This window comes from Methylobacterium sp. P1-11 (assembly GCF_008329595.1).
Taxonomy (GTDB): Bacteria; Pseudomonadota; Alphaproteobacteria; order Rhizobiales; family Beijerinckiaceae; genus Methylobacterium.
The window spans coordinates 134877-153041 of the sequence record NZ_NPKS01000009.1 but is presented as its reverse complement, the minus strand read 5'-3'; the positions used below and the strand labels follow the sequence as shown (position 1 = coordinate 153041).

14 protein-coding genes and 1 other RNA gene are annotated in these 18165 nt (G+C 70.0%); 13 read left to right on the top strand and 2 right to left on the bottom strand.

Annotation, left to right across the window (positions count from 1 at the left end; genetic code table 11):
- Nucleotides 1-103: 103 nt before the first annotated feature.
- Complete coding sequence (bcsS, locus tag CIW48_RS11770) at nucleotides 104-922, top strand: cellulose biosynthesis protein BcsS (protein ID WP_149310939.1); 819 nt, start codon at nucleotides 104-106, stop codon at nucleotides 920-922.
- Between the two features lie 757 nt (nucleotides 923-1679).
- Here the strand turns inward: bcsS and CIW48_RS11760 are convergent.
- On the bottom strand, nucleotides 1680-2009 hold the full coding sequence (locus tag CIW48_RS11760) for a CsbD family protein (RefSeq protein ID WP_149310937.1): 330 nt from the start codon (nucleotides 2007-2009) through the stop codon (nucleotides 1680-1682).
- Between the two features lie 289 nt (nucleotides 2010-2298).
- Between CIW48_RS11760 and CIW48_RS11755 the strand changes: the two genes are divergently transcribed.
- The 9 genes from CIW48_RS11755 to murD all read left to right on the top strand — a co-directional run bounded on the left by CIW48_RS11755 (nucleotide 2299) and on the right by murD (nucleotide 12663).
- Nucleotides 2299-2739, top strand: a complete 441-nt coding sequence (locus CIW48_RS11755; protein ID WP_091784111.1) for a VOC family protein — start codon at nucleotides 2299-2301, stop codon at nucleotides 2737-2739.
- A gap of 51 nt (nucleotides 2740-2790) precedes the next feature.
- Nucleotides 2791-3189, top strand: an RNA gene (gene rnpB / locus CIW48_RS11750) — RNase P RNA component class A.
- Between the two features lie 426 nt (nucleotides 3190-3615).
- Nucleotides 3616-4680 carry a 16S rRNA (cytosine(1402)-N(4))-methyltransferase RsmH gene (gene rsmH / locus CIW48_RS11745; protein WP_149310936.1) on the top strand — a complete coding sequence of 355 codons (1065 nt, stop codon included), beginning with the start codon at nucleotides 3616-3618 and terminating at the stop codon, nucleotides 4678-4680.
- Nucleotides 4677-5090 carry a hypothetical protein gene (locus CIW48_RS11740; RefSeq protein WP_091784108.1) on the top strand — a complete coding sequence of 138 codons (414 nt, stop codon included), beginning with the start codon at nucleotides 4677-4679 and terminating at the stop codon, nucleotides 5088-5090. The genes rsmH and CIW48_RS11740 overlap by 4 nt, the downstream gene beginning before the upstream one ends.
- Before the next feature lie 6 nt (nucleotides 5091-5096).
- On the top strand, nucleotides 5097-6989 hold the full coding sequence (locus tag CIW48_RS11735; RefSeq protein WP_149310935.1) for a penicillin-binding protein 2: 1893 nt from the start codon (nucleotides 5097-5099) through the stop codon (nucleotides 6987-6989).
- 10 nt (nucleotides 6990-6999) lie between these two features.
- Nucleotides 7000-8457, top strand: coding sequence for a UDP-N-acetylmuramoyl-L-alanyl-D-glutamate--2,6-diaminopimelate ligase (locus CIW48_RS11730; RefSeq protein WP_149310934.1), 1458 nt, complete (start codon nucleotides 7000-7002; stop codon nucleotides 8455-8457).
- Nucleotides 8458-8476: 19 nt separating this feature from the next.
- A complete protein-coding gene (locus tag CIW48_RS11725) occupies nucleotides 8477-9925 on the top strand; it encodes a UDP-N-acetylmuramoylalanyl-D-glutamyl-2,6-diaminopimelate--D-alanyl-D-alanine ligase (RefSeq protein WP_149310933.1) in 1449 nt (482 codons plus the stop codon).
- Nucleotides 9926-10002: 77 nt separating this feature from the next.
- Nucleotides 10003-11088: a phospho-N-acetylmuramoyl-pentapeptide-transferase gene (gene mraY, locus CIW48_RS11720; RefSeq protein ID WP_149310932.1), complete on the top strand. Its 1086-nt coding sequence runs from the start codon at nucleotides 10003-10005 to the stop codon at nucleotides 11086-11088.
- Between the two features lie 210 nt (nucleotides 11089-11298).
- Complete coding sequence (gene murD, locus CIW48_RS11710) at nucleotides 11299-12663, top strand: UDP-N-acetylmuramoyl-L-alanine--D-glutamate ligase (protein ID WP_149310930.1); 1365 nt, start codon at nucleotides 11299-11301, stop codon at nucleotides 12661-12663.
- Between the two features lie 13 nt (nucleotides 12664-12676).
- Here the strand turns inward: murD and CIW48_RS11705 are convergent, their stop codons facing one another.
- A complete protein-coding gene (locus CIW48_RS11705) occupies nucleotides 12677-14152 on the bottom strand; it encodes a PAS domain-containing methyl-accepting chemotaxis protein (protein WP_149310929.1) in 1476 nt (491 codons plus the stop codon).
- Between the two features lie 284 nt (nucleotides 14153-14436).
- Here CIW48_RS11705 and CIW48_RS11700 point away from each other — a divergent pair, with 284 nt between their 5' ends.
- The 3 genes from CIW48_RS11700 to murC are packed head-to-tail and all read left to right on the top strand — an operon-like array spanning nucleotide 14437 to nucleotide 18165.
- The gene (locus CIW48_RS11700; RefSeq protein WP_091784090.1) at nucleotides 14437-15603 is read left to right on the top strand and encodes a putative peptidoglycan glycosyltransferase FtsW; all 1167 of its coding nucleotides are present in this window, start codon (nucleotides 14437-14439) and stop codon (nucleotides 15601-15603) included.
- Nucleotides 15600-16709: an undecaprenyldiphospho-muramoylpentapeptide beta-N-acetylglucosaminyltransferase gene (murG, locus tag CIW48_RS11695; RefSeq protein ID WP_149310928.1), complete on the top strand. Its 1110-nt coding sequence runs from the start codon at nucleotides 15600-15602 to the stop codon at nucleotides 16707-16709. Before CIW48_RS11700 ends, murG begins: the two co-directional genes overlap by 4 nt.
- A 49-nt stretch (nucleotides 16710-16758) precedes the next feature.
- On the top strand, nucleotides 16759-18165 hold the full coding sequence (murC, locus tag CIW48_RS11690) for a UDP-N-acetylmuramate--L-alanine ligase (protein ID WP_149310927.1): 1407 nt from the start codon (nucleotides 16759-16761) through the stop codon (nucleotides 18163-18165).

The following is an 18165-nucleotide window of genomic DNA, read 5'->3' as shown; positions in this document are numbered from 1 at the left end:
TGCAGATGCACGGCTGTAGACCAGTCTTTCCAAAATCCAATCTTAACCATTGTCGGCGAGTGTTGGTTAAAGCGTAAATCGCATCTTAATGGAGCCGGTGCATATGGGCGGGACCGCAGGAGCGACTGCCCGATTGCTGCGCGCACCCGTCACGACGGGGCTCGTCATGTCGTGTGCCTGCGCCGCCTTCGGCACCGTGTCCACCGCGGCAGCAGCCGACCTCGCGGCGCGGGGTGCGGGCGCCGACTGGTACACCGGCGCCTCGCAGCAGGCGGTCGATGACAGTTGGGCCGTGGCCGTCGACGGCTCGACGAGCGTCACCTCAAACAGCTCAGCCTTCGGCTCGGTCACGGTGACCGCCGCGCCCAACGGATCGCCCACGCGGGATGGCCTGCGAGTCCGGGTCGACGCCATCGGCGGAACCTACTCGTATCCGGGGCGCTCCGTCGCCACGCGGGTCACCGGCTATCAGGAGGAAGGCGCCCTCCAGGCGGGTTACGAGTGGATCTGGAAGGACGCGGCTCTCGCCGGCTATATCGGCTTCAATGTCCGCAGCAACCAGCTGTCCATCCCCGATCCGGGCAACCCGGTGGTGGGCACCGGAGTCGGGCTGAAGGTCGCCGGCAACTTCTATGCGACGCCGACCGACCGGACCATGGTCTCCGCCTACGGTTCGTACTCGACCAAGTTCAACGCCTATTATTCCCGCCTGCGGGTCGGCTACATGGTCGCGGACGGCGTCTATATCGGGCCGGAGGCGCTGTTCCTCGGCGACGACTTCTTCCGGCAATACCGCATCGGCGCGCATCTCACCGGCGTCCGCTTCGGGCCCGTGCAGATGTCCGTCGCCGCCGGCTACGTCCGCGACCGGATCCAGGGCTCCGGCTATTATTCCAGCGTCGAGGCCCGCTCGACCTTCTAGGGCTTCGCCGACGCGCGATTGGCCCGTGCCTGGGACACTCCGATCCTGTGCGTCCCGGCGATCCTCGGCCGGGGCTCTCCGAGGTGCCCCAAGGGCGATCAAGGGGTCGGGCTTACCGCGACGGTGCCAGGAGTTGACTGGGCTTCAGGGGATCCCAGACGCCTTCGAAGACCGGCTGCAGCGCGGCGTTGAGCGTCTGCGCTTGCGAGACCGGCGATGGGATCACCCGAGGCTGGAAGCCGATGACGGCGGCGGACACACCGACGAGGCCGGCCACGCACAGACCAACGATGATCCACCGGGGCGCCCGCCAAGTGTGAAGGACCCCGGCAAGTGTGGCGAAAATCGCAATAAGACCAATAAATTGATGCATTGGACACCTCTAGCCGGTGCCTGCTGCGAGAATAGCGCCAGTAATCTTGTTCCAAATTGGAGCAGGCCCGCGGAGACAGGCCGGTCATTTCCGGACGCCACGTTGCGGCGGGATGCACCACCTGCGGCGGGTGCGATCCGCCATGTCTCTGACGGCGAGGCAGCCGGTTCGTCACGCCCAGAAGGCGCCAAGGTTCTGACAGAATGAACCTTTTCGCGGCCGCCTCGCGGAAAGCAGTGCGCATAGCCGCCGGAGCCGCGGGACGATCGCAGCCTGCGCGGAATCGTGCCGCGCGCCGGGCGGATTCACGCAATTTCGGATGCGATCGCCGCTCACCACCGCGCCGACGCGACGCCGACAAGATGGCGCGCGCGGCGATGCGGATCAGAGCTTGCTGACGAGAAGACCCAGACCGAAACCGACCAGACCGGCCACGATCAGGGAGGCGTGGGGCCATTCGGTGGATTTCTGATGGCCTTCCCAGGCGTAGCGGCGGCCCCGGTCATAGGCATCCGCGGCATGGTCCGAGACCTCGTCGGCCGCGTGCCGGACGGCGTCCTTGGCCTGGCCATAGAGGTTCTCGGCGTTGCCCTGGGCCTCGCGAAGGCGGCCCTCGGCCGCATCGCGATCCGAGCCGGCGAGGCCGCCGGCTACGCCCTGCACCTGTCCGCCGAACGCCCGGGCGGAGCCCGCGATCCTGTCCGTATCGACCATTGGCCTGCTCTCCCTATCCCGTCTCGGGTCGACGCTGCCGGGCGCAGCGGCGTCTGGACACCCGGGTCACTGTCGCGACTGAGGCAACAGCGGCATCCTCCGCGCGTTCCAAGACCTGATCTGCCGCGGGCTCCGGTCGATCCGGCCCGCCCTACCGGCCGCACGGCCCGCCACTAGATAAAGCAGGGCTGGATCGACCACACCGCGCCGCCAGCTGGGTTGGGCCGGCCTGTCGTCTGCGCGGCGGAAGTTCCGACGATCTCCCCGATAACAACAGGATAGCCCCGAAATGGAATTTCTGCACACCATGGTCCGGGTTGCCGATCTCGACCGGGCGCTGGCCTTCTACGTCGACACGTTCGGCCTGAAGGAGGTCCGTCGCGTCGAGAACGAGAAGGGCCGCTTCACCCTCGTGTTCCTGGCCGCCCCCGGAGACGTCGAGCGGGCCACGGCGACCAAGTCGCCGCTGATCGAACTGACCTACAACTGGGATCCGGAAACCTACACGGGCGGGCGCAATTTCGGCCATCTCGCCTACCAGGTCGACGATATCTACGCCTTCTGCGCCCGGCTGCAGGAGAAGGGCGTCACCATCAACCGGCCGCCGCGCGACGGCTACATGGCCTTCGTGAAGTCGCCGGACGGTATCTCCATCGAGATCCTGCAGAAGGGCGGCGCCAAGGAGCCGCAGGAGCCTTGGACGTCCATGGCGAACACCGGCACCTGGTAAGGGTCCTGCACCCTTGACCCGGACGGCTCCGCGGGCGCATCTGCCCGCGGATCAGCCGGCCGGGCGGCCGCTCCGGACGCGCGAGCATCCGGGGAGGAAAGTCCGGGCTCCATGGAGAGACGGTGCCGGATAACGTCCGGCGGGGGCGACCCCAGGGACAGTGCCACAGAAAGCAGACCGCCCCGGATCCGTCCGGGGTCAGGGTGAAAGGGTGCGGTAAGAGCGCACCGCGGACGCGGCAACGCGGACGGCACGGCAAACCCCACCGGGAGCAAGACCGAATAGGGGCGGCGCGCCCTTCGCGAGAGGGGCAGGCCGGCTCTCCAGGCCAGTCGCCCGGGTTGGTTGCTCGAGGCGGTCGGTGACGACCGTCCCAGAGGAATGGCCGCCACGTCGGGGCGCGCGAGCGCTCCGGCCCTACAGAACCCGGCTTATAGGCCGGCTGATCCACGCACCGATAAGCCTCGCCAGCGCAACGCCTTACGGCTCGGCGCCGCATCCGAACCGGCGCGCGATGCGCCGAAGATTCCGGTGCGGCAAAAACCTTCGGTTAACCTTGTCGGGTTCAGATCGGTCGGCGCGGCAGTGCCAAGCTTGTGCGTTGACGATCCTCCGAGGCCCATGATACCCGGCATCCTCCCGTCAACGGCGTGTATCGGATCGCCGGGCGCAACCTGCCATGGTGCAGGTCCCGTCCGTGCGCGGCATCTTGCGCGCTCAGCATCCGGTGCCGTTCCCGTCACGCGCGCCGCGCTCGCGCGGCCCGGCACAGGGCACCATGAGACGCATGAGCCGCATCCGCGTCCGGATCTCCGGAACGCGCCGACATTCCGACCGTCCGCGCCAGGCACGGCGCGCGCCATCGGCGAGGCACCCATGAGCCGGCGTCGTCCCTCTCCCGAGACGGCGCCGCGGCACGACGGCGCCGAGGCGCCGGATCAGCCGCACGTCCCGGTCCTCCTCGCGGAGGTCATCGAGACGCTTGCCACGGCGGGCGGGCTTGCGGTCGACGGCACCTTCGGTGCCGGCGGCTACACCCGCGCGCTCCTGGCGGCGGATCCTGCGCTGCAGGTGGTGGCCATCGACCGCGACCCGACGGCGATCGCGGGTGGCCAGGCGCTGGTCGCGGCATCCGGGGGGCGCCTGCGCCTCCTGCACGGTCGCTTCGGCGCGCTCGACACCGTCCTGGCGGAGGCGGGCCTCGCCCAGGTGGACCGGGTGGTGCTCGATATCGGCGTCTCGTCGATGCAGCTCGACGTGCCGGAGCGCGGCTTCTCGTTCCGCAACGACGGGCCACTCGACATGCGCATGGGCGCCGACGGCCCCAGCGCGGCCGACCTCGTCAACGAGGCCGACGAGACGGTGCTCGCCGACATCATCTACCATTACGGCGAGGAGCGGCGCTCGCGCGCGGTGGCGCGGACCATCCTCGAGGCGCGCCGCCGCGGCCGGATCGAGACCACCGCGCAGCTCGCCGAACTGGTCGCCGGCGTGGTGCGGACCGAGCCCGGCAGCCATATCCACCCGGCGACGCGGACCTTCCAGGGCCTGCGGATCGCCGTGAACGACGAACTCGGCGAGCTGGTGCGCGCCCTGCACGCGGCCGAGCGCGCGCTGAGGCCCGGCGGACGGCTCGCGGTCGTGACGTTCCACTCGCTCGAGGACCGGATCGTCAAGCAGTTCTTCGCGGCCCGCAGCGGTCGTTCCGCGCAGGCCTCGCGCCATCTGCCCGGGGGTCCGGTCGAGACCATCCGCAGTTTCCGTCTCGTCACCAAGGGCCCGGTCCTGCCGGGCGAGGCCGAGACGGCCCGCAACCCGCGCGCCCGCTCGGCCAAGCTCCGGGTCGCGGAGCGCACCGAATCCGACGTTCCCGAACCGCTCGCGGCGCTGACCGCCCTGGCGAGCCTGCCCGACGCGGCCCGCGGAGGCCATCGCCGATGATCCGCCTCCTGAACCTGCTGGCGGTCGCCGGCCTCGTCGCCTCGGCGATCTACGCCTACTCGATCAAGTACGACACGCTCTACCAGGGCGGTCAGGTCTCCAAGCTGCAGACGGCCCTGCACAAGGAGCGGCAGGCGATCGCCGTGCTGCGCGCCGAGTGGCAGCTGCTCACCCGGCCGGACCGCCTCCAGGCGGCCGTCGACAAGCATATCGCCCTGGAGCCGATCGGCACCAGCCATCTGGCGCGCCTCTCCGATCTGCCCGCCCGGCCGGAGCGCGGGGACGAGATCGGCCGGCTGCTCGCCGCCACGGCGACGCCCAAGGACAAGGGAACGATCGAGCCGCGCACGACCGGCTCGATCACCCGCACCGTCACCACGACCCGCACCCCGACGACGGCTTCGAGGTAAACCCCCGTGTCCGATCACGCCGACGAGACCCTAGACCCGGCGGTCGAGCCCGCCGTGTCGGACCACGAGGCGGCGCTGCTCGAAGCCGCCGCGCTGGCGCATGCGGCCGGCGCGCCGCGCCCCCTGGAGGAGGAGGCGCGCGAGCCCGAGCCGCGCGCCGAGCGCGCCAAGGCGCTCCTGCGGAGCATGTTCCGGCTGGCCATCGAGCGCTCGCACATGCGCGTCGCGCTGGTCGGGCTGGTCTTCGTCGGCGTGTTCGGGACGATCTCCGCCAAGCTCCTGATGATGGCGATCTTCGGGGAGCCGCCCAGCCAGGAGCACCGGGTCGCGGCAGCCTCCTCGACGGCGTTCCGGCCCGACATCGTCGACCGCAACGGCGAGATCCTGGCCACCGACATCCGCACGGTCTCGGTCTTCGCCGAGCCGGGCAACATCTACGACAAGGACGAGGCGGTCGAACTCCTCACCGCGGTCCTGCCCGAACTCAACGCCTCGGAGCTGCGGGCCAAGCTCACCCAACGCAAGGACAAGAAGGGCGCGGGCTTCGTCTGGGTGAAGCGCGAGCTGACCCCGAAGCAGCAGGCCGAGGTCCACCGGCTCGGCATCCCGGGCATCGGCTTCCTGCCCGACCACAAGCGGGTCTACCCGAATGGCGTCGCCGCCGCCCACATCCTGGGCGCGACCAATCTCGACGGCATCGGCATCGCCGGCATGGAGAAGTACATCGACTCCACCGGCCTGCAGGCCCTCAACAGCTTCGGGCTGATCAACAAGCAGGCCGACCTGAAGCCGGTGCAGCTGTCGATCGACCTGCGCGCGCAATTCGCCGTGCGCGACGAACTGGCCTGGGGCATCGACCACTTCAAGGCCAAGGCCGGCGCCGCGATGATCCTCGACGTGAAGACCGGCGAGGTCATCGCCCTGGTCTCCATGCCGGATTTCGATCCGAACGATCCCAAGGACGCGCTGTCGCCCGACCGCATCAACCGGATGAATGTCGGCGTCTATGAGATGGGCTCGACCTTCAAGGCGATGACGCTCGCCATGGCGCTCGATTCCGGCAAGTACAACGTCAACTCGACCTTCGACACCCGCGGCGGCGTGCTGAACTGGGGCCGGCAGAAGATCCACGAGTATCACGGCACCAACCGGGTCATCACCATGCCGGAGGTGTTCACGCACTCGTCGAATATCGGCTCGGCCAAGATGGCGCTCGGCGTCGGCGTGCCCGGCCACAAGGCCTTCCTGAAGAAGATGGGCCTGCTGGACCGGCTGCGCACCGAGCTGCCCGAGAGCGCGGCGCCGATCGTCCCGTCCCGCTGGACCGAGATCAACACCATCACCATCGCGTTCGGCCACGGCATCGCGGTGGCGCCGATCCAGGCGGCGGCCGCGGTGGCGGCCATCGCGAATGGCGGCGACCTGATGACCCCGACCTTCCTCAAGACGACGCCGGAGGTGGCGAAGGCCCGTGCCACGCACGTGCTCTCCGGCCAGACCTCCGAGGCGATGCGCTACATCATGCGGCTCAACGCGGCCGAAGGCTCGGCCAAGAAGGCGGCGGTCCCCTATTACTTCGTCGGCGGCAAGACCGGCACGGCCGAGAAGGTCATCGGCGGCCGCTACATCCACAACCGCCTGTTCACGACCTTCATGGCGGCGGCGCCGATGAACGATCCGAAGTACCTGTTCGTGACGATCATGGACGAGCCGCAGGGCCTGCCGGAATCCGGCGGCTACGCCACAGCGGCCTGGAATTCCGGCGTGGTCACCGGCAAGGTGATCGAGCGCGTGGCGCCGATCCTCGGCCTGCCGCCGCAATTCGAGCCGCCGGTGAGGCCGTTCCCGCAGATGGTCAAGCTCAACGCCTACCACATCAACCAGCTCGGCGGCCCGTGATGGTGGCGTCATGAGCGCGCGGCTCGCCGACCTCTTCCCCGAGGTCACCGGCCCCGCCGCGGATCTGTCCGTGTCGGACCTGACCGCCGACAGCCGGCAGGTCGCCACCGGCACGGTCTTCGTGGCCGTGCCCGGGACGAAGGCCGACGGTCGGCGCTTCGCCGCGCAGGCAGCCCAGCGGGGCGCAGCCGCAGTGGCGGGGGAGGGTACCCGTCCCGCCGACCTGCCCGACACGGTGACCTGGATCCCGGTCGCCGATGCGCGCCGGTCGCTCGCCCACGCCGCGGCCCGGCTCGCCGGGGCGCAGCCCGGGACCGTGGTGGCGGTCACCGGAACGGCCGGCAAGAGTTCGGTGGCCGATTTCGTGCGCCAGATCCTGGCCCGGCTCGGCCGCGACGCCGCGAGCCTCGGCACGGTCGGAATCGTCACGAATCGCGGGGCCCAGTACGGTTCGCTGACCACCCCGGACCCGGTCACGCTGCACCGGACACTGGCGCGTCTCGCCGCCGAGGGCGTCACCGACCTCGCCATGGAGGCCTCCTCGCACGGGATCGAGCAGCGCCGGCTCGACGGCGTCCGCCTCGACGCGGCCGGCTTCACCAATCTCGGCCGGGACCATCTCGATTATCACGCGAGCATCGAGGAATATCTCGCGGCCAAGCTGCGCCTGTTCACCGAGCTGCTGCCGCCGGGCCGCCCGGCCATCGTCAATGCCGACGGCGCCTATGCCGAGCGGGTGATCGCCGCCGCGGAGGCCGCCGGCCGGCCGGTCCGCACGGTCGGCCGGGGCGGACGGGACCTGCGGGTCGACTCCGTCCGGACCGAGGGCTTCGCGCAGGCCGCCCGCATCCTGTTCGAGGGCCGGGCCCGGGATCTGCGCCTGCCGCTCGTCGGGGAGTTCCAGGTCGAGAACGCCCTGGTGGCGGCCGGCCTCGCCCTCGCCACGCCGGCGGGCGCCGCCGATCCCGACGGCGTCTTCGCGGCGCTCGACCATCTCACCGGCGTCCCCGGGCGCATGGAGCGGATCGGCGAGGCGCGGGGTGGCCTCTGCCTCGTCGACTACGCCCACAAGCCGGAGGCCCTTGAGAGCGTGCTCGCCGCGCTCCGCCCGTTCGCGTCGGGCCGGCTGATCGTGGTCTTCGGCTGCGGCGGCGACCGTGACCGGGGCAAGCGGCCGCTGATGGGCGCGATCGCGAAGCGGCTTGCCGACGTCGTCATCGTCGCGGACGACAACCCGCGCACCGAGGATCCCGCCGCCATCCGCCGGGCGATCCTGGACGCGGCTCCGGGCGCGGAGGAGATCGGCGACCGGTCCGAGGCGATTCACAGCGCCGTCGCCCGGCTCGGACCGGGCGACGTGCTGGTCGTGGCCGGCAAGGGCCATGAAACCGGCCAGATCGTGGGGGATCGCACGCTCCCGTTCTCGGACCATGCGGTCCTGCGCGCCGCGATCGCCGCGGCGGCCTGAGGACGACGGGGGACCGACGATGACCGCACTCTGGACGCGGGAGGAGCTGGAATCCGCGACGGGCGGACGCCTGACCGGCGCCGAGCGCGCGATCGAGGGCGCCTCGATCGACACCCGCACGCTCCAGCCCGGCGACCTGTTCTTCGCGATCCGCGGCGATACCCGCGACGGCCACGACTTCGTTCCCGATGCCCTGGGCCGCGGGGCCGGTGCCGCCGTGGTGAGCGCGGGCCGCGCCGAGGACCTCGCGTCTCACGGCCCCGTCCTGGCGGTGCCCGAGGCGGGTCCCGACCCGGTCCTGACCGCGATGGTGCGCCTCGGTGCCGCCGCGCGCGCCCGGACCCGCGCGCAGGTCGTGGCGGTCACCGGCTCGGTCGGCAAGACCGGGACCAAGGAGGCTTTGCGCCACGTCCTGTCCGAGCAGGGCGAAACCCACGCCTCGGCGGCCTCCTACAACAATCACTGGGGCGTGCCTCTGACCTTGGCGCGGATGCCGCGCACCACCCGCTACGGCGTGTTCGAGATCGGCATGAACCACGGCGCCGAGATCGTGCCGCTGACCGCCCAGGTCCGGCCCGACATCGCGCTGATCACCACGATCGCGCCCGCCCATATCGAGCATTTCGCCTCGCTCGCCGCGATCGCGGACGCAAAGGGCGAGATCTTCTCCGGGCTCCAGCCCGGCGGCGTCGCGATCCTCAACCGCGACGTCCAGCATTTCGACCGGCTCGCGGCCCACGCGCAGGCCTCCCGGGCGGGACGGGTGGTGACCTTCGGCGAGCATCCCGAATCCGACGTGCGCGCCCTGAAGATCGTGCTCCGTCCCGACCTGTCGGTGATCGACGCGATGGTGATGGGCCAGCCCGTCACCTACAAGCTCGGCACCGCCGGGCGGCACGCGGCGCTGAACTCGCTGGGCGTCATGGCGGTGGTCCACAGCCTTGGGTCCGACCTCGCCCGCGCCGCCCTGTCGCTCGGCGGGCTGACGCCGCCGGCGGGCCGCGGCGAGCGCACCGCCCTCGAGATCGGCGGCGGCACGGCCTATCTCGTGGACGAGAGCTACAACGCCAATCCCGTCGCGGTTCGGGCCGCGTTGGCGACGCTGGCCGGAATCGAGACCGGGCCACGCGGGCGTCGGATCGCGGTGCTGGGCGACATGCTGGAACTCGGCGCCGCCGCGCCCGACCTGCATCGCGACCTCGCGGAGGCGATCGAGGCAGCCCGGATCGACCTCGTCTTCGCGGCCGGTCCGCTGATGCGTCACCTGTTCGAGGCCCTGCCGGTGAGCCGCCGCGGCGGCGTGGCCGACACGGCCGCCGACCTGATCGAGCCGCTCGCCCGGACCCTCAGGTCCGGCGATGCGGTCATGGTGAAGGGATCCAACGGCAGCCGCATGGGCCGGATTGTCGAGGCCCTGAAAGCCCGCTACGCGGTCGATCCGACCCGGCGGACCCAGACCGTCCCATGACCGGCACGCCCGCGCGTTCGGCGCGACCGGCGCCGTCCCCCGAAACCTGAGCCTGAACAAGGGGGCCGAGCGCCCGGATGCTGTACCTTCTCTCGGACCTGAGCAGCGCCTTCACGCCGCTCAACGTGTTCCGCTACATTACCTTCCGCACCGGCGGCGCGCTGTTCACGGCGGGCCTGTTCGTGTTCTGGTTCGGGCCCTGGATCATCTCGCTGCTGCGGATCCGCCAGGGCAAGGGTCAGCCGATCCGCGAGGACGGGCCGCAGACCCATCTGCTGACCAAGCGCGGCACGCCGACCATGGGCGGCCTGATGATCCTGGCCGGCGCCGTCGTGGCGATCCTGCTCTGGGCCAATCCGCGCAACCACTATGTCTGGGTGACGCTGACCGTCACCCTCGGCTTCGGCGCGATCGGCTTCTACGACGACTACCTCAAGGTGACGAAGCAGTCGCACAAGGGGTTCTCGGGCAAGTTCCGCCTCGCCCTGGAGGCGGTGATCGCCATGGCGGCCTGCGTTACCATCGCGGTCTATTCGCCCGCCACGCTCCAGAATCAGCTCGCCTTCCCGGTGTTCAAGGACGCGCTCCTCAACCTCGGCTGGTTCTATCCCCTGTTCGGCGCCTTCGTGATCGTCGGCGCGGGCAATTCCGTGAACATGACCGACGGCCTCGACGGCCTCGCGATCGTGCCGGTGATGATCGCCTGCGGCACCTTCGGCTTCATCGCCTACCTCGTCGGCAACTCGTTCACCGCCAGCTACCTGCAGGTGAACTACGTCCGCGACACCGGCGAACTCGCCGTGGTCTGCGGTGCGGTGATCGGCGCCGGTCTCGGCTTCCTCTGGTTCAACGCGCCGCCGGCCCAGATCTTCATGGGCGATACCGGCTCGCTCGCGCTCGGCGGCCTGCTGGGCTCCATCGCGGTGGCGACGAAGCACGAGATCGTCCTGGCGATCGTCGGCGGCCTGTTCGTCCTGGAGATGATGTCGGTGATCATCCAGGTCGCCTCGTTCAAGCTCACGGGCAAGCGCGTCTTCCGCATGGCGCCGATCCACCACCATTTCGAGCAGAAGGGCTGGAAGGAGCCGCAGGTCGTCATCCGCTTCTGGATCATCGCGGTGATCCTGGCGATGGCGGGTTTGGCGACGCTGAAGCTGCGCTGATCGAAGAGTGTGCTAGACGGGCGATCCAAGGGGGCGATCCCACGCTCGCCCTCATCCTGAGGTGCAGCCGCCCGGCGGGTGCCTCGAAGGAGGCTTCCAGTCGGCCGCGCGAGTTCTGGAACCCTCCTTCGAGGCCCGCTGACGCGGGCACCTCAGGATGAGGGCGCGGGTCGGATCGGCCGGGTTCGGCTGCCGCATCCAGAGTTTCGCATGACACCGATCACGACCTTCGCCGACCGCACCGTCGCCCTGTTCGGACTCGGCGGCTCGGGGCTTGCCACCGCGCTGGCGCTGAAAGCGGGTGGGGCGGGCGTGCAGGCCTGGGACGACAATGCCGACAGCCTCGCCCGCGCCCGGGAGGCCGGAATCGAGACGCGGGACCTGCGCGAGGCCGACTGGTCCGACTTCGCCGCGTTCGTGCTCAGCCCGGGGGTGCCGTTGACCCATCCCGAGCCGCACTGGAGCGTCCGGCTCGCCCGGGACGCGGGCGTCGCGATCATCGGCGACATCGAGCTGTTCTGCCGGGAGCGACGGGCGCAGGCGCCGGGGGCGCCGTTCGTGGCGATCACCGGCACCAACGGCAAGTCGACCACCACGGCGCTGATCGCCCACGTGCTCGCGCAGGGAGGCCGCGACGTGCAGATGGGCGGCAATATCGGAACCGCGATCCTCTCGCTGGAGCCGCCGGCCGCGGACCGCGTCCACGTGATCGAGCTGTCGTCGTTCCAGATCGACCTGACGCCGAGCCTCGATCCGAGCGTCGGCGTGCTGATGAACATCACGCCCGACCATCTCGACCGCCACGGCACCATGGAGCAGTACGCGGCCATCAAGGAGCGCCTGATCCAGGGTGCCGGCCTCGCGGTGGTCGGCGTCGATGATGCGCCGAGCCGCGCCATCGCCGACCGGCGCGGTGCCGACCTCGTGCGCGTCCACGTGCCGCACGGGGACGTGCTGTGCACCGATGCGCTGACGGTGCGCGACGGGATCGTCCGGGAGCCGGACGGGACGGCCCTCGCCGACGTCAACGGCATCGGCTCGCTCCGGGGGGCCCACAACTGGCAGAACGCGGCGGTAGCTGTGGCCGTGGCGCGGGCCCTCGGCCTGTCGCCGGAGCAGATCCAGGCCGGGCTGACCACGTTCCCCGGTCTCCCGCACCGGATGGAGGAGGTCGGGCGGCGCGGCCACGTGCTGTTCGTCAACGATTCCAAGGCGACGAACGCGGATTCCACCGAGAAGGCACTCACCGCCTTCCGCGACATCCACTGGATCCTCGGCGGCAAGGCCAAGGAGGGCGGGATCTTCCCGCTCGTGCCGTATTTCGAGCGGGTCGCCCACGCCTACCTGATTGGCGCGGCCTCGGACGCCTTCGCGGCGACCCTGGAGGGCGCTGTGCCGTATACCCGTTGCGAAACCCTCGAGAACGCCGTCCCGAAGGCCGCCGCGAACGCTGCCGCCTCGGGCGCGCCGGAGCCGGTGGTGCTGCTGTCGCCGGCCTGCGCCTCCTACGACCAGTTCCGCAACTTCGAGATCCGCGGCAACCGCTTCCGCGAGCTGGTGCAGGCGCTGCCCTGAGGCAGCGCCGTCCTCAGCGCGCCAGAACCTTGGCGGCGTCGCGGGTGGTGTCGACCGCCTGGGAGACGTTGGCCACCGACTGGACGATCGCCCCGATATTGCCGGTGATCGCCGTGACGGCGCCGGCGGCGCTCTGCATGTTCTCGGCGAGATCCCGGGTCACGGCGCTCTGCTCCTCGATGGCGGCCGCGGTGGCCACCACGGTCTCGCGCATCACCGAGACCGAGGACCCGATCGAGCTGAGAGCCTGCACGACCTCCTGCGAGACGCGCTGAACGCTGGCGATCTCGCCGTTGATCTGACCGGTGGCGCGCGCCGCCTGGTCGGCCAGAGCCTTGACCTCCGAGGCGACGACCGCGAAGCCGCGGCCCGCCGCGCCGGCGCGGGCGGCCTCGATGGTGGCGTTCAGCGCCAGCAGGTTGATCTGGCCGGCGATGTCCTGGATCAGACCGACGATGCCGGTCATGGCGGTGGCGGTCTCGGCGAGCCGCTTGGTGTGGCCGTCCGCATCCTGGACGCAGGCATAGGCGGTGTCGGTGGCGCTCTGGGAGCGCACGATGCTCTGGGACATCTCCGCCACCGAGGCCGCGAGCTCCTCGGCCGCCGCCGCGACGGTCTGGACGTTGCCGGATGTCGAATCCGCCGCCGAGGACGCCAGCGCGGCCGCCTTGGTCGAATGCGTCACCGCCTGCTCGATCTCACCGAAATTCTGGTCGATGAGTGTTCGGAGATTGGCGAAGAGCCGGACCTGATCGCTGATGTCGGTGGCGAATTTCACCACCTTGTAGGGCCGGCCGGCGGCGTCGAGGATCGGATTGTAGGAGGCCTGGATCCAGACCTCGCGTCCGTCCTTGCCGATCCGCCGGAACTGGGCTGCCTGGAAAGTGCCGTTCCGCAGGGCCGCCCAGAAGGCCCGGTAGGCCTCGCTCTCGCGGTACGCGGGCTCCACGAACAGGCTGTGATGCTGCCCGATCACCTCGGCGCGGGTGTAGCCCATCACACTGAGAAAGTTGTCGTTCACGGAAATCACCGTGCCGTCGAGGTCGAAGGCGATGACCGCCTGGACCTTGTCGATCGCTGCGATCTGGCCGGCGCGGTCGGCTTCCTCGGTCCGCTGCTGCGTGATGTCGGTGGCAAATTTCACCACCTTGTAGGGCCTGCCGCGCACGTCGAGCATCGGATTGTAGGAGGCCTGGATCCAGATCGGCCTGCCGCCGCGTCCGACCCGCTGGAACTGGCCGGACTCGAAGGCGCCGGACCGCAGGCGCTCCCAGAAGGCTTTGTATTCCGGCGCGTCCCGCTGGGCCGGATCCATGAACAGACTGTGATGCTGGCCGACGATCTCGGGCAGCGTGTACCCGACCACGTCGAGGAAATTCCGGTTCGCCGACAGGATCCGTCCCGCGAGGTCGAACTCGATCACGCCCTGGACCCGGTCGAGGGCCGCGAGCTTCGCATGCGCTTCACGGGCGTTCAGGGTAGAAAACATGGCGCGACGGCTTCCGCTGGGCCGACCGGGCGCGGCGACGCCGCTCTCCGGACGTCACGGCTCGATCCGCCGGGGCATACATCCAACGGTTGCAATAAGAGGATTAACACAGAGTATCGTTTTACCATTATAGTTCCGTCAAATACTGCAATACCGCTTCGACGGCCGGCGCTCGGCCGCTGCCGACCCGGCCGGGACCATAAGGCTCCGTTTACCATTCCTGCACAGGATCGGGCCCGACCCGCGCGGATCGGCATCCGCGCGGCCTGGAGTCGTTGCCCGGCATGATGTCACGCGCGGAACGCACCCCCCTGACCGATTGGTGGTGGACGGTCGATCGCGGGCTGCTCGCGGCCCTGTTCGCGCTCATGGTCGCGGGCCTGGTCTTCCTGATGGGCGGCGGCCCGCCGGTGGCCGAGCGGATCGGCCTGCCGACCTTCTACTTCCTCAACCGGCAGGCGATGTACCTAGCGCCGACCATCCTGCTGATCTGCGCGGTCTCGTTCCTGTCGCTGCGCGGCATCCGTCGACTGGCGCTGGTCACCTGGATCTGCGGCGTCGTCCTGTGCCTGCTCGCCGGCAAGTTCGGACCCGAGATCAAGGGCGCGCACCGCTGGATCCAGTTCGGCTCCTTCGGCCTGCAGCCCTCGGAATTCGTGAAGCCGGCCTTCGTGGTTGTCGCCGCCTGGGCCTTCTCGGAGGGGGCACAGCGCCGCGACATGCCGGGCGGCATCCTGGCGCTGCTGCTGCTGCCGATCACCATCGTGCCGCTGCTGCTGCAGCCCGATTTCGGCCAGACCATGCTGATTACCATGGTGTGGTGCGCGCTGTTCTTCGTGGCCGGCCTCCATCTGATCTGGGTGGCCGTCCTCGGCGTGCTCGGCCTCGGAGGTGTGTTCGCTGCCTATCTGTTCTTCCATCACGTGCGTGAGCGCTTCAACAAGTTCCTCGACAAGGATTCGGGGGGCGGCTTCCAGGATTTCTGGTCGCGGGAATCCTTCCGCTCGGGCGGCTGGTTCGGCACCGGGCCGGGGGAGGGCGTGGCCAAGCGCCACCTGCCGGACGCACATACCGACTTCATCTTCTCGGTCACCGGCGAGGAATTCGGCGTGATCGTCTGCCTGTGCCTCGTGGCCCTGTTCGCCTTCATCGTGCTGCGCGGCCTCAAGCTCGCCCGGCGCACCGACGACACCTTCTCGCGTTTGGCGATCACCGGCCTGACCACCCTGTTCGGCCTCCAGGCCTCTATCAACATGGCGGTGAACACCCAGCTGATGCCCGCCAAGGGCATGACGCTGCCCTTCGTCTCCTACGGCGGCTCGTCGCTGATCTCGCTGGCGCTCGGCACCGGCTTCCTCGTCGCCCTGACCCGCAAGCGGCCGCGCACCGTGATGCTCAGCCAGAAGCCCCCCGGCACCGCGCCGGCCACCGTCGCCGGAGTGATGCGGTGACGGTCTTCACCCCCACGATCCTGCTCTGCGCGGGTGGCACCGGTGGCCACCTGTTCCCAGCCGAGAGCCTCGCCCACGCGCTGCGCGCCCGCGGCATCCGGGTGGCGCTGGCCACCGATGCCCGCGTCGACGCGATCGCGTCCGAGTTCCCGGCCTCGGAGGTGGTGACCATCGCGTCGGCGACGCCGTCCGGCCGCTCGCCGCTGAAGCGGGCCAGCGCCGTGCTGACGCTCGGCCGCGGCTTCGGCGTCGCCGCGAAGGAGATCCGCCGGATCAATCCGGCCGCCATCGTGGGCTTCGGTGGCTACCCGACCGTCCCGCCGGTGCTCGCCGGCCAGATCCTGCGCGTGCCGACGATCCTGCACGAGCAGAACGCCGTGATGGGCCGGGCCAACGCCTTCCTGGCGCGGGGCGCCCGCACCATCGCCACCGGCTTCAAGGTCGTGCGCGGCGTGCCCGACACGGCCAAGGCCCCGCGCATCCACACCGGCAACCCGCTTCGCCCGGCGGTGATCGAGGCGGCCAAGATCCCGTACCCCGCCTTCGGTCCGGACGACGTCCTGCGGCTCCTGGTGTTCGGCGGCAGCCAGGGCGCCCGGGTCATGGGCGAGGTCGTGCCCGAGGCGATCGCCCGCCTTCCGGCGGCGCTGCGCGCCCGGCTGCACCTCGTCCAGCAGGTCCGTCCCGAGGACCTGACGGCTGTGCAGAACCGCTACCTCGCCATGGGACTGGCCGGGATCGAGGCGGCACCGTTCTTCAAGGACCTGCCCGCCCGCATGGCCGCGAGCCACCTCGTGGTCTCGCGCTCGGGGGCCTCGACGGTCTCGGAACTCGCGGCGATCGGCCGTCCGGCGGTCCTCGTGCCGCTGCCCGGCTCCCTCGATCAGGATCAGGCCGCCAACGCCGCGACCCTCGATGCGATCGGCGCCGCACGGGCGGTGAAACAGGCCGATTTCACCCCGGATCGGCTCGTGGCGGACCTCACCGCCTGCTTCGAGACGCCGGCAAAATTGACCGCGGCGGCCGATGCGGCCAGAAGCGCGGGCATCCACGACGCCGCCGAGCGGCTAGCCGAGGTCGTCATCGAGACGGCCGCCCGCACCTGATCCTCACGGGATTGCGCACCGGCGATCCCGCCACCAGACGGTTCGACCCATGAAGCTGCCCGACAAGCTCGGACCTATACACTTCATCGGCATCGGCGGCATCGGCATGTCCGGCATCGCCGAGGTGATGCACAATCTCGGCTACACGGTGCAGGGGTCGGATGCGTCCGACAACGCCAACGTCCGCCGGCTGGCGGAGAAGGGCATGCGGACCTTCGTGGGCCACGACGCCGAGAACGTCGCGGACGCGGCCCTGGTCGTGGTCTCGACGGCGATCCAGCGCGACAATCCGGAGCTGCAATCCGCCCGGGAGCGCCGCCTCCCGGTGGTCCGCCGGGCCGAGATGCTCGCCGAGCTGATGCGCTTCAAGTCCTGCGTCGCCATCGCGGGCACCCATGGCAAGACCACGACGACCTCGCTGGTCGCGACCCTGCTCGACGCCGGCAACCTCGACCCGACCGTGATCAATGGCGGCATCATCAACGCCTACGGCACCAATGCCCGCATGGGCGCGGGCGAGTGGATGGTGGTGGAGGCCGACGAATCCGACGGCACCTTCCTGAAGCTGCCCGCGGACGTCGCGATCGTCACCAACATCGACCCCGAGCATCTCGACCATTTCGGCTCGTTCGACGCGATCAAGGACGCGTTCCGGCGGTTCATCGACAACATCCCGTTCTACGGGTTCGCGGTGATGTGCATCGACCATCCGGTGGTGCAGGACCTCGTCGGCCATATCGAGGACCGGCGGATCATCACCTACGGCGAGAACCCGCAGGCCGACGTGCGCCTGATCGACGTGGACCTGCGCGGCGGCCAGAGCCGGTTCCGCGTAATGATCCGCGACCGCCGCCCGGGCTACCGGATGGAGATGGAGGATCTGGTCCTGCCGATGCCCGGCAAGCACAACGCGCTCAACGCCACGGCGGCGCTGGCGGTGGCCCACGAGCTTGGCGTGAAGCCCGACGCGATCCGCAACGCGCTCGCCGGTTTCGGCGGCGTGAAGCGGCGGTTCACCCGCACCGGCGAGTGGAACGGCGCGACGATCTTCGACGATTACGGGCACCATCCGGTGGAGATCAAGGCGGTGCTCAAGGCGGCCCGCGCCTCCACCGAGCACGGCGTGATCGCCATCGTACAGCCCCACCGCTACACCCGGCTGCAATCTTTGTTCGACGATTTCTGCACCTGCTTCAACGATGCCGATACGGTCATCGTCGCTCCGGTCTACGCGGCCGGCGAGCAGCCGATCGAGGGCTTCGACCGCGACAGTCTCGTGGCGGGCCTGCGCTCGCGCGGACATCGCGACGCACGGGCACTGGAGCGGCCGGAGGAGCTCGCCGGGATCATCGCGGATCTCGCCAAGCCCGGCGACTACGTCGTGTGCCTCGGCGCCGGCACGATCACCCAATGGGCCTACGCGCTGCCGGAGGAACTGGCGGCACGGGGGCGGTGA